Consider the following 11,935-nt stretch of genomic DNA (forward strand, 5'->3'; position numbering starts at 1 on the left):
GGCCGGGTCGCTATCTCGGCGAGCAGCTCCAGCCGCGGTGCGATCTGCGGGTCGCTGCGCGGACGGCCCAACCGCTCCTCGTCCACCTGGTCGGTCGCCGCCAGCACATGCAACCGCGCCAGCGCCTGCAGCGGCGCCTTCTGCCACACCGCGACCAACGGGCCGCCGCCACCCTCGAGCGGTTGGGCCGTCCGCGCAGCGACCCGCAGATCGCACCGCGGCTGGAGCTGCTCGCCGAGATAGCGACCCGGCCCACTGCGGCGTCGGCACCGGTGGTCGCCGCGGTGGCGCACGGAGAGTTGTTGACGCTCAAACCGTTTGGCAGCGCCGACGGTGTGGTCGCGCGCGCGGTGTCCCGGCTGATCACGATCGCGACGGGCTTGGACCCGCACGGACTTGGTGTGCCAGAAGTGAATTGGATGCGCCAGCCCGCCGCCTACCGTGATGCCGCCGTCAAGTTCGCCTCGGGCACACCTGACGGAGTGGCCAGCTGGCTGGTGCTGTGCTGCCGTGCGTTGAGGTCCGGTGCGCAGGAAGCCATCTCGATTGCGGATTCTTTGCCGGGACGTTAGCTAGCAGACCGCCGAACCGTCCGCGCCCTGAATCGGGCCGAAATGCGAAGCGGGCGACGACCGAAGAGATTCGATCGCCGCCCGCCAGCACGGTCCTCCGGTTACCAAGCGTGCACCTGTGGGGCTGCGTGGGTGGCCTCGGCGCGTTTGCGACACTTCCTGCTGCAGCCCCACCCAAAGGACTGTCGAGGCAATCCGTATTTCGCAATTACGCAGGCCCGCAACACTTCTGCCATTATCGCGGCTATGACGCAGCGTGGGTGCCGGAAACCGTGCTGGGTGCCCGGGTCGGGAGGACGATCCTTCTCTTCCGGATCGACCTTGGCCTCACCGGGCTGCCGTGACTCCTTTGTACTACTAGACCACAAGCTCAGCAAGGCCTAGGAGCGCGAAAGTTGATCCGGGATACCGGAAAGCTTCGTATTGCGCGCTGCGCGTGTTTGCTACGGGACGAGTGAGGAAGTTGGGACGCCAGTGCCAGAGCGGCGCACCACCAAGGCATGCCTAGAACGCGAAGCGACGCAACAGCGCGTAGGTGACCGCGCCGGCGGCCAGGGCGCTGATTCCGACCGCGGCCGTGGTGGCGACGGCGGCACCCGACGGGGCCGGGATCCGATCGCGCAACGACACCGGACGGGAGAACGACAACACCGGCCACCCGCGTTCGACGGCTTCCTTGCGCAGAGTGCGATCGGGGTTGACGACCGACGGGTGGCCGACCGCCTCGAGCATCGGCAGGTCGGTGATCGAGTCGGAGTAGGCGTAGCAGTGCTCCAGCGGGTAGCCCTCGCGAGCGGCGAGCTCGCGGATCGCTTGCACCTTGCCTTCGCCGTAGCAGTAGAAGGCGACCTCGCCGGTGTACTTGCCGTCTTCGACGACCATCCGGGTTGCCATCGCGTGCGTGGCGCCCAGCGCCCTGGCGATCGGCGCCACGATCTCCTCGCCCGAGGCCGAGACCACCACGACGTCGCGTCCGCACAGTTTGTGGGCGGCGATGAGATCTGCAGCCTCGGCGAATACCAGCGGCGTCACGATGTCGTGCAGCGTCTCGTTGACGATCGATTTCACCTGCGCGACGTCCCAGCCGGTGCACATGTTGGCCAGATGAGTGCGCATCCGATCCATCTGGTCATGATCGGCGCCAGAGAGCAGGAAGATGAATTGTGCATAGCTCGACTTCAACACCGCGCGCCGGTTAAGCAGGCCTTGGGCGAAGAAGGGTTTGCTGAAGGCCAGTGTGCTGGACTTGGCAATGATGGTCTTGTCCAAGTCGAAGAACGCGGCGGTGCGGGGGCTCGGATCAGCGGCTCCCGGCGTCTGCGTCGAGGTTTGCTGCGTCGCGGCCGAGTCGGGGGCGGTCACCAATCCAGCATAGGTCCGCGATCCGGAGATGCCGTGAGGCTGAGCCCAAATCGGACCGCTGAAATCCCTATGTTGTTGTTCTGCCCGCGGTGTTTTCAGGGGTCAAGCCGCGTTTTTCTTTCATCGCGGTACTTGCGTGAAGCCCGGCTGGCATGTGTATAGTAAGCATTACTCGGCCCTGAGCCGAGGGTGCATCAGCCCGACCCCCCGGGGCTGATACACGACGACCTCCGCCTCCTCCCCCCCTGGCGGGGGTCGTCCCTTTTGTAGGGCAAAAATTCCTCGCCCGGATCTGCGCACGCCCGTTGTCGGATGCGTTGCGGAGCGGCCGTCAAACCTCGACCGAGCGGGTGCTCAGCGAACCGCTTGTCCACAGCCTCGTTCTTATCCACAGATCGGGCTTTGGCACTGGTGTCCAAGATCCCTGGGCCAGCACGGTGGAGGAATGACTGATCCCTCGCACCGGGAACCGGCCGGTTGCGGCGTGCTGGCGGTGCTGGACGAACCTCAAATGCGGGACGAATTGGACCGCATCGGTGCTGCGGTCGGTATCCGAGTGGTGCATGCCGGCGGGCCGAACCCGGTGACCAGGAAAACGTGGTCGGCGGCCGCGGCGGTGGTGCTCGACCAAGCTGCGGCCGACCGCTACGGCCAGACGGCGCTGCCGCGGCGGGCCCACGTGAGCATCCTCACCAGCACCGAAGCCGGGGTCGACACTTGGACGGCGGCCGTCGCCGTCGGTGCCGAGCGCGTGTTGAGGGTGCCGCAGCAGGAGGAGGAACTCGTCGCCGAACTCGCCCGCGCCGCCGAAGCGGCCCGTGACGAGAGTGCGCTCGGAGAAGCCGTCGCCGTCGTCGGCAGCTGTGGTGGCGCCGGAGCATCGTTGTTCGCCGTAGCCCTGGCGCTGGTTGCTTCCGAGGCGCTGCTGCTCGACCTCGATCCGTGGGCGGGCGGTATCGATCTGGTGCTGGGCAGCGAGAGCACGCCCGGCTTGCGGTGGCCTGACCTGGCGTTGCAGGGCGGACGGCTGAACTGGCCGGCGATGCGCGAGGCGCTGCCGCGGCACCGAGGAATCAGCGTGCTGTCGGGCACCCGGCGGGGCTACGAGGCCGACGCTGGCCCGGTGGACGCCATCGTCGATGCCGGGCGACGCGGGGGAGTCACCGTGGTGTGCGATCTGCCGAGGCGGCTGACCGAGGCGACGCACGTCGCGCTCGACGGAGCCGACCTGGTGGTGATGGTGAGCCGGTGCGATGTGCGGGCGTGCGCGGCCGCCGCGACCTTGGGCCCGGTGCTGGCGTCGATCAATCCGAATCTCGGGCTGGTGGTGCGGGGACCGGCCCCGGGTGGGTTGCGAGCTGCCGAGGTCGCCGACATCACCGGGCTGCCGCTGCTGGCGGCGATGCGCGCCGAGCCGCGGTTAGCAGAGCGGCTCGAACACGGCGGGTTGCGACTCGGGCGGCGATCCGCACTCGCCGCGGCCGCGCGCTCGGTGCTGGGTGTACTTCCCGATGGCCGAAAGGCGCCGAACGGCAGGGCCGCATGAGCGCGTCGTTGATTGAGCGGGTGCGTGAGCGGTTGGCGGCCGAGCCCGGCCCGCTGCGGCCCAATGTGGTGGCGGCCGCGATCCGGGCGGAATCGGGCGGGATCGTCGGCGACACCGAGGTGTTGGCCAATCTCCGGTTGCTGCAGACCGAGCTGACCGGCGCCGGCATCCTCGAACCGCTGCTGTGCGTAGACGGCACCACCGACGTTCTTGTGACAGCGCCCGACGCGGTCTGGGTCGACGACGGAAACGGCCTGCGGCGCAGCTCGATTCGGTTCCCCGATGAGGCCGCTGTGCGGCGGCTGGCGCAACGGCTGGCGTTGACCGCCGGTCGTCGCCTCGACGACGCGCAGCCGTGGGTGGATGGACTCCTGACCGGGATTGGTGCCGGCGGGTTCGCGGTCCGGTTGCACGCCGTGTTGCCGCCGGTGGCCGCCGACGGCACCTGCCTGTCGTTACGGGTGTTGCGGCCGGCCACCCAGGACTTGGCCGCCCTGGCTGCGGCCGGTGCCATCACGAGTGAGGCGGGTCGGCTGGTCGCGGACATCATCGCCGCCCGCCTTGCCTTCCTGGTGTGCGGTGGCACAGGGGCGGGCAAGACCACCCTGCTGGCGGCGATGCTCGGCGCGGTCTCGCCGGCGGAGCGGATCCTCTGCGTGGAGGACGCCGCCGAGTTGGCGCCGCGCCATCCGCATCTGGTGAAGCTGGTCGCCCGGCGGCCGAACGTCGAAGGCGTGGGCGAGGTGACCGTTCGTCAGCTCGTCCGGCAGGCGCTGCGGATGCGGCCCGACCGGATCGTTGTCGGTGAAGTCAGGGGTGCCGAAGTGGTGGACCTGCTCGCCGCCCTGAACACCGGGCACGAGGGCGGAGCGGGCACGGTTCACGCCAACAGCCCGGGCGAAGTGCCCGCGCGGCTGGAAGCGCTGGGCGCGTTGGGCGGGCTGGACCGCGCCGCGCTGCACAGCCAACTGGCGGCGGCGGTCTTATCTGTAGGCGGTTAAGGGGTGTTTCTGGTTGTGTCCCATGATGTCGTTGAGGGTGGTTTCCTTCGTGGGGGACAGTGTTATCTGTGGGTCGTATCTGATGGTGGCGGTGTTGTTGAGATTCGTTGGCGTTGCTGGTGGATGGGGCGATGTGAGTAGTGCGTCCTGGGGTCGGTGGGTGGGGTGTGGGGATGGGGCCGCTCAAGCTTCGGCGGGAAGGCGCGGTGCTTTTATTGGAATCCGGCGAGGGTGATGTGAAGGGCGTGTTGTAGTTGGGTGTGCAGTGGCGGGGTGGTGGTGTTGAGCCAGTGTTGGAGCACGATTTGTGCAGTGCTCAGGGCTGTGTGGATGAGCAGTGTGGGGCGGATGTCGGTGGTGGGGTCGGTGTTCATGCGGGTTGCGACCATGGTGGTGAGTTGGCGGGTTTGGTTGTCGCTGAGCAGTGTTGAGCTGTTGAGTAGGTGTGGTGCGGTCTGCAGGGCTTGTTTCCACTGTTGGGAGTGTCGGTTGGCTGTTTCGCCGAGGTGATCGGCGAGGAGGTGGATGAGGGAGGTGGCCGCTGTTTCGGTGTGTGGGCGGGTGTTGTAGGTGGTGGTGATGTGGGCGATGGCTTGTTGGATCGGTGCGGTGAGTAGGTGTTCTTTGTTGGGGGCGTGGCGGTAGTAGGTGCTGATGGAGATGCCGGCGGTGGCGGCGATGTCGTCGGTGGTGACTGCGGAGTAGCCGTGTTGGGCGAAGAGTTGGTGTGCGGTGGCGTGGATGTGGGTGAGTAGTTCGGTGCGGCGTCGGTCTCTGAGGGTGGGGGGTGTGGGGTTGGCGGTGGTCATGGTCGGTCCCGGTGGGTGTGCCTAGGTTTGGGCGGGAGCGGGTTTGTGGCGCAGTGGGTTTCGTTGTGGCCACCAGCTGATTTCGCGGAGCAGGGTGGCGATGGCGGGCACGGTGAGGGTGCGCACGACGAAGGTGTCCAGGAGTAGGCCGCAGCCGATGATGAGTCCGGCTTGGATCATGATTGCTATCGAGCCGATCATGAGGCCGAACATGCTGGCGGCGAAGATGAGTCCGGCGGAGGTGATGACGGAGCCGGTGTTGGCGATGGTGCGGAGCACGCCGACGCGGATGTTGCGGGTGGATTCTTCGCGGAGTCGTGAGATGAGCAGCATGTTGTAGTCGGCGCCGACGGCGACCAGGATGATGAACGCCAGAAGTGGTACGGGCCAGGCAATTTCATTGCCGAGGCCGTATTGGAATACCAGGGTGCCGATTCCTAGTGATGCCCCGTAGTTGAGGATGACGGTGCCTAGTAGGTAGAGCGGTGCGACCAGGGCGCGGAGTAGGACGATCAGGATGAGGCCGACGACGAGCAGGGTGGCGATGGCCATCAGACGGAAGTCGGCGGAGAGCAGGCGTTGGATGTCTGCGTTGACGGCGGGGAATCCGGCGATGGCGATGGTGGTATTGGCCAGTGAGGTGTTGGGGCGTGCTGCGTCGGCGACTTCGGTGAGTCGGCGGGCCAGGGTCATCGCGTCGCTGCTGTAGGGGTCGTAGCTGGATTCGATGGCGTAGCGGGCGGTTTTGCCGTCGCCGGACAGGAAGTGTTTGGCGACGTCGGCGAATTGTTGGTTGTCGAAGACGTCGTTCGGGAGGTAGAAGCCGCTGGCGGTGTCTGTTCCGGTTGCTGAGCGTGCTGATTGTTGGAGTTGGGCGGCGATTTTTCCCATGCCGGAGAGCGTTTCGAGGTTGCTGTCGACGAGGGTGTGGACGCCGGTGGCCAGGGCGTGGGCACCGGATGCGAGTTGGTGGACGCCGGTTTGGAGCTGTCCGATGTTGGCGGCGAGGTCGCCGGAGCCTGCGGCGCCTAAGGCGTTGTCCAGGGTGGTGATGAGCCGGGTCACTTCGGCGAGGGTGCCGCCGCCGGCGTTGGTGTCCGGCTGATAGAGGTCGGCGAGGGTGGTGAGGTGGTCGAAGAATCCGTTGTCGCGCAACGTGATGAGTAGTTGGGCTTGGTCGTGCAGTTGGGTGCATTCGGTGGCGGCGGCGCAGGCGGGCCAGCTGCTGATCGCGGCGATGAGGGGTTCGAGAGTGGCGATGGCGGTTTGGGCTTGTTCGGCTTGGTGGTGTAGTGCGGGTCCAGAGGCGATCGCGTGCTCGACGGTCGGGGCGGTAGTGGAAAGCTCTTGCAGCAGCGACCGCAAACGCTGGGTTTGGATGCCCGCGGTTTGGGCTTTGCCTAAGAGCCCGATCAGCGGGGTCAGCGCGGTGCCCAGGCTGGTGTCGAGTTGGGTGAGCCCGTCGGCGAGCTGGTCGGCGCCGTTGGCGAGTCGGCCCAGATCGCTGCGGCGGGATTGGCCGTCGTTGACCGCGCCGGCGAGCCGGTCGCCGATTTGGCCGTTCTGCCAGGACAGTTGGGCTTGTTCGAGGCGGTTACCGCCGGGGCGGGTAACTCCGGAGACTTTGGTGACACCGGGTAGTTGTGCGATGCGGGAGGCCATTTCGTCGAGGTCGGCCAGTCCTCGGCTGGTGCGCATGTCGGTGGGTGATTGCACGACCAGGAACTCGGTGATCACGGTGTCTTTGCGGAAGTGGCGATCCAGCAGTCGATACCCTTCGTTGCTGGCTGAGGTGGTGGTTTGGCCGTGGCGGTCGTCGTAGCTGATGCGCATGGTGGTCGCCACCGCGCAGAGCGCTAGGACGAAGATCAGGCTGGCTGCCAGCAGCGGCATGGGGCGTCGTACGACGGCCACCGCGATCTGGTTCCAGTAGCGGCGGGTCCGGTCGGTGTTGGGTTCACCGATCCCGCGGCGGGCGGCCAGCGTGAGTACGGGGGGAAACAGGGTGACCGTGGCCGCGAACCCGATGACCACGGCGATGGCGCAGGCCGGGCCGAGTGCGGCGAAGACACTCAGTTCGGCGAAGGTCATGGACAGAAATGCCAGCGCGACGGTGGCGGCGGAGGCCGCGATGACACGGCCGATGGTGGCGGTGGCGTGGATGACCGCGGCCTGGGCGGGCACGTGTTGGCGGCGCTGTTCGTGGTAGCGGCTGATTAGGAACACCGAGTAGTCGGTACCGGCGCCCAGCAGGATCACCGTCATGAACGCAATGGTGAATTGAGAAACCGGCATGCCGGCTTCACCGAGTCCGGAGAGCACACCGCGCCCGACCGCGAGGCTGACACCGATGACCAGCAGCGGCAGCATCGCGGTGAACACCGACCGATAGATCAGCAGCAAGATCATCGCGATCAGCCCGGCGGTGGCCACCGAGATGAGGATCAGATCTTGTTCAGCGGAGTCGATTTGATCGCTGAAGGTGGCCGGCGGGCCGGTGACACGCACGGTGGTCGGCGAGTGCCCGAAAACCTCGGCGACGATCCCGCGTACCGCCCGCACCGATTCCGCGGCACTGGGATCACCGAGGGTTCCGGCCACCCCCACCGGCACATACCATGCTTTGCCGTCCGCGCTGAGGGCTTGCGCTGCGGTGACCGGGTCGGCCAAGAGGTCTTGGACCTGCTGGACGTGGCTGGTGTCGGCCCGTAACCGCTGGATCAGCGCGTCATAGCGCTGCCGGACCGGCGGGGTCAGCCCGCTGGGATCCTCCATCGCGACGAAGATCGTGGTCTTGGAGCCTTGTTCACCGAACGCCGAGCCCATCCGGTCCACGGTCTGCAGCGACGGCGCACCGGGCGGTATCAGATGCACCGACTGGTGCTTGACGACCGTTTCCAGTTGCGGGAAAAGGATCGCCAGCACCACCGCGGCGACGATCCAGGCTCCGATCACCAACGTTGTATGCCGGATCGCGAAGCCCGACAGCCGCGCCAGGCGCTCACTGTAGGTGTCGCGGCCCCGCGCCGCCGCCGCGGCGTCACGCTGCTCCTCGGGGCGGCTCAACGTCGCCATGCCCGCATCGCCCCAGCCCTTGATTACCATCCCGGCCCCCCGGCGGCATTAAGAAAACTGTCGGTATCGCAACAGTACTCTCGGTATCTTCGTGCGGCATCTGGCGAATCGCAACACCCCCGATTGCCGATCGCCGCCTGCCCGCGCGGTCACGCCACTGCCCCCCGCCAGCGGCAGTCGCGACTGCGCTCAGTCCGACATCTCCCGGTTCATCAATTCGTCGTCGAGATAGGAACACGACCGCGGCGGATAGTGGCGGGGACGCACGCGATCGCCCGTGGTCGCGACCCGGGCGTGCCCGAGCTTGGCCAGGTCGTGGCGGACGTGGCGGACCTCCTCGACGAGCGCCACGCCGGGCAGCAGCCGCTTGGCCGCCCGCGCCACCGCTGCGCCGGTGCGCCCGGTAGCTGTTGCAAGCCGCCGTTTCGGCGACGTCGCCGCCGTCGGGCCCTGGATTTGGCGCCGGATGAGTTCCCGGCGTTGTAAGTGATTCACCATGGCCTTACCCCCTCGGTGTTGGCCTGCGCGGCGATGCCAGTACTAATGGTATCTCTCCGATACTAACAGTATCGTTTCGGAGAGCGCCAGTCCCGTAGCGGTGCGGGTCCGCGGTATCGGCGTCAACGCCCAGCGGTGAGGATTACGGTGAACAGGTGGAGTCGGGTGCAGAGGAACGCGTGGTCGATGACGACGACGAGGTGGATCCACGCCTGGCGCGGTCACGGACCCGGCTGCTCGACGCCGCGGCCAAGCTGCTCAGTGCCGGCGGTGTCGAAGCTGTCACCATCGAGGCAGTGACCAAGGCCTCCAAGGTGGCAAGGACCACCCTGTACCGCCACTTCACCAGCTCCACCCACCTGCTGGCCGCCACCTTCGAGCGGCTGCTGCCCCAGGTCAGCCCGCCGCCGGCGCAAGGCCCGCTGCGCGAACAGCTCATCGAGCTGCTGAACCGGCAAGCGGTCCTGTTTCAGGAGGCACCGTTGCACGCCACCACGCTGGCCTGGGTCGCCCTGGGGCCAACACCGCAGCGCCCCGACGAGGTCCGTGACCGCTACGCCCTGCGCGCCCGCGTCGTGGCCCACTATCGGCAGCCTTTCGCCGAGCTGTTGCAAAGCCCTGCCGCCGCCGAACTCGACGACTTCGATGTTGACCTCGCCATGTGCCAACTCGTCGGCCCGATCGCCTTCGCCCGCCTGACCGGCCTGCGCGCCATCAACCGCGAGGACTGCGAACACCTCATCGACGACTTTCTCAACGCCCACGCCCGCACCCGATAACGCCGGCCGGTTCGACGCCGTCGGCAACCAGGGACTCACCGCTGCACCGCCCACCGTTGTGGTACGAAGGTCGCGTCCTAAAGCCGGTGTAAAAGGGGCCGGGCGTAGGTTCTGCTTCGAGACCGCCAAGTCATCGAAGGAAAGGACCTACGCCCGTGCCTGCACGAGTATCGCCGACCGATCGTGTTCGCGCCAAGATCGACGAGTTGTTCGCCTCGGATCGTGAGTTGCCCGAGATCCTGGAGGAGGTGGCACGGCTGGGTGCGCAGTTGCTGATGCAGGCCGCGTTGGAGGCCGAGATTACCGAGTTCTTGGGCCGTGAGCGCTACCAACGCAGCGCCACCGCAGCAGACGCGCAGCCCGGTGCGCGTAACGGTTATCGGGCTGCGACGGTCAAGACCACTGCCGGTCCGATCACCCTGGAGCGGCCCAAGCTGCGCGGCACGACCGCCGCGTTCGCCTCACGGCTGTTCGGCAAGCACGTCACCAAGACCAACGCGCTGGAATCGCTGGTGATCGCTTCGTTCGTGCGCGGGCTGTCGGTGCGCGATGTCGAAGCCACCCTCGCCGATGCGCTGGGTGATCAGGCCGCGATCTCGAAATCGACTGTCTCCCAGATATGTCAAGCCATCAAGACCGAGTACGACACCTGGGCGCGGCGCCCGCTCGGCGATGTGGTGCTCGATTACCTGTTCCTGGATGCCTCCTTCTTCCGGATGCATCCCGGCTCACCAGCCGAGCCGATCCTGGCCGCGTGGGGCATCACCACCGCCGGCAAGCCCATCTTCGTGGGCCTGGCCCCCGGAGTGGTGGAGTCCACCGACGCCTGGGCGGGTTTCCTGACCGATCTCACCGAGCGGGGGCTGGGGTGTCCGCTGCTGGTCGTCTCCGACGGCGCGGCCGGCCTGATCGCGGCGATCGAGCAGATCTTCCCGACCGCGCTGCGTCAACGCTGCCTGATTCACCGAGTCCGCAACGTGCTGGCCAAGATTCCCGCCGGGATGCAGGCCGAGATCCGCGACGGCTACTGGGCCTGCTTCGACACCGCCGAGGCCACCACCGAGGCCGGCCCCAACCTCGTCGAACTCATCGACGCCCGACTGGACGTGTTCGCGGCCCGCTACGCACCCACCTACCCCGCGGCGATGAAGATCCTGCTCACCGACCGCGCGGGCCTGACCGCTTACCTGCGGTTCCCGCCCGAACATCAGCACCGTATTCGGCATTCGAACTTCATCGAACGCACCTTCGGTGAAACCCGCCGCCGCACAAAGGTTATCGGTCGCTTCCCCGGCGAAACCAGCTGTGTCAGCATCGCCTGGGCCGTACTGGACCGCGCATCTCGCGGCTGGCGCGGACTCGCCATGACCCCGGCCGGGGTACGCCAGCTCCAAGACCTACGCCGCAGCCTGCTGCACCCACCCCGACAACTACGGCCCCAGCACGCCCCAGACTCCGCGAGCAGCACCACCGAAGCCATCAGCGCAACGGCGTAACATCACCCACCGAAGCCAGAAGCTCCGAAGGACCATTTACACCGGATTACGGACGCCACCTGGTACGAACGGTAGCGTAGGGATACTGCTCGTAGCGGGGGGTCGGTATGGGTGACTGTCGGGCCGGTGGAACACGATCACCGTCGAGAGCGGGTTGCCCGGGGCGGGCTCGCGGATCCGGCGCCGAGATGTCATGACCGCGGCGCAGCCTGCCGCTGACGCACCCCACGCGAGTGCGATCCTGGATGCGACCCTGCATGCGGCGACCCGCGGGGGCTATAGCGCGGTACAGATGCGTGCGGTGGCTGATGTCGCCGGCATTGGTGTGGGGACGCTGTACCGGTATTTCCCGTCCAAACCGCACCTGCTGGTCGCGGTGTTGCGTCGCGAATTCGACCGACTGGCCGCCGAGTGCGCGTGGCACCACCACGACATCACGCCTGCCCGGCGGGTCGCCGCCCTGACCTCACGACTGCACGCCGAATGGCAGCTCGACCCGAAACTGACCGAAGCCACCACCCGCGCCCTGGTGGTCGCTGATGCCACCGCAGCGCCCACCGTCACCCAAGCCGCCGACATCCTGCACCAGCTTTTCGCCCGCGCCCTGGGCGGCAACACCGTCACCGAGCGCCACCACGACCTCGCCGGACTGATCACCGATGTGTGGCTGGCCAACCTCACCGCGTTCAGTGGCCACCGGCTCTCGGCCGGCCAAGCACGTGAGCGCATCGACCGGGGCACCGGACTGCTGCTGCGCCACGCCTTCGGGCCAGTCGACCGCTGAGCGGCGCGTCCAA

8 protein-coding genes and 2 pseudogenes are annotated in these 11,935 nt (G+C 67.2%); 6 read left to right on the forward strand and 4 right to left on the reverse strand.

The window, feature by feature from the left end:
* Nucleotides 1-176 precede the first annotated feature (176 nt).
* Nucleotides 177-572 (forward strand): annotated as a pseudogene (locus A9X01_RS02495) (oxidoreductase); the annotation flags it as partial.
* A 504-nt stretch (nt 573-1,076) separates the two neighbouring features.
* On the opposite strand, the gene A9X01_RS02500 reads toward A9X01_RS02495, so the two are convergent.
* The gene (locus A9X01_RS02500) at nt 1,077-1,934 is read right to left on the reverse strand and encodes an HAD-IB family hydrolase (protein ID WP_065119146.1); all 858 of its coding nucleotides are present in this window, start codon (nt 1,932-1,934) and stop codon (nt 1,077-1,079) included.
* 493 nt (nt 1,935-2,427) lie between these two features.
* Here A9X01_RS02500 and ssd point away from each other — a divergent pair, with 493 nt between their 5' ends.
* Both ssd and A9X01_RS02510 read left to right on the forward strand, forming a co-directional pair.
* Complete coding sequence (gene ssd / locus A9X01_RS02505) at nt 2,428-3,480, forward strand: septum site-determining protein Ssd (protein ID WP_155771893.1); 1,053 nt, start codon at nt 2,428-2,430, stop codon at nt 3,478-3,480.
* Nucleotides 3,477-4,463 (forward strand): annotated as a pseudogene (locus A9X01_RS02510) (TadA family conjugal transfer-associated ATPase); the annotation flags it as partial. The gene ssd and the pseudogene A9X01_RS02510, both read left to right, overlap by 4 nt.
* Before the next feature lie 230 nt (nt 4,464-4,693).
* On the opposite strand, the gene A9X01_RS02515 reads toward A9X01_RS02510, so the two are convergent.
* From A9X01_RS02515 to A9X01_RS02525, 3 genes are all read right to left on the reverse strand, one after another.
* Nucleotides 4,694-5,290, reverse strand: coding sequence for a TetR/AcrR family transcriptional regulator (locus A9X01_RS02515; RefSeq protein ID WP_065119148.1), 597 nt, complete (start codon nt 5,288-5,290; stop codon nt 4,694-4,696).
* 21 nt (nt 5,291-5,311) lie between these two features.
* Nucleotides 5,312-8,395: an MMPL/RND family transporter gene (locus A9X01_RS02520; protein ID WP_081282177.1), complete on the reverse strand. Its 3,084-nt coding sequence runs from the start codon at nt 8,393-8,395 to the stop codon at nt 5,312-5,314.
* A gap of 159 nt (nt 8,396-8,554) precedes the next feature.
* Complete coding sequence (locus A9X01_RS02525; RefSeq protein ID WP_065035912.1) at nt 8,555-8,863, reverse strand: hypothetical protein; 309 nt, start codon at nt 8,861-8,863, stop codon at nt 8,555-8,557.
* Between the two features lie 155 nt (nt 8,864-9,018).
* On the opposite strand from A9X01_RS02525, the gene A9X01_RS02530 reads away from it, so the two are divergent.
* From A9X01_RS02530 to A9X01_RS02540, 3 genes are all read left to right on the forward strand, one after another.
* Nucleotides 9,019-9,642: a TetR/AcrR family transcriptional regulator gene (locus tag A9X01_RS02530; RefSeq protein WP_065035913.1), complete on the forward strand. Its 624-nt coding sequence runs from the start codon at nt 9,019-9,021 to the stop codon at nt 9,640-9,642.
* A 155-nt stretch (nt 9,643-9,797) separates the two neighbouring features.
* Nucleotides 9,798-11,138, forward strand: a complete 1,341-nt coding sequence (locus A9X01_RS02535) for an IS256 family transposase (protein WP_055578468.1) — start codon at nt 9,798-9,800, stop codon at nt 11,136-11,138.
* Between the two features lie 193 nt (nt 11,139-11,331).
* The gene (locus tag A9X01_RS02540; RefSeq protein ID WP_065035914.1) at nt 11,332-11,922 is read left to right on the forward strand and encodes a TetR family transcriptional regulator; all 591 of its coding nucleotides are present in this window, start codon (nt 11,332-11,334) and stop codon (nt 11,920-11,922) included.
* Nucleotides 11,923-11,935: the final 13 nt, after the last annotated feature.

Source organism: Mycobacterium asiaticum, from assembly GCF_001668675.1.
Classification (GTDB): Bacteria; Actinomycetota; Actinomycetes; order Mycobacteriales; family Mycobacteriaceae; genus Mycobacterium; species Mycobacterium asiaticum_D.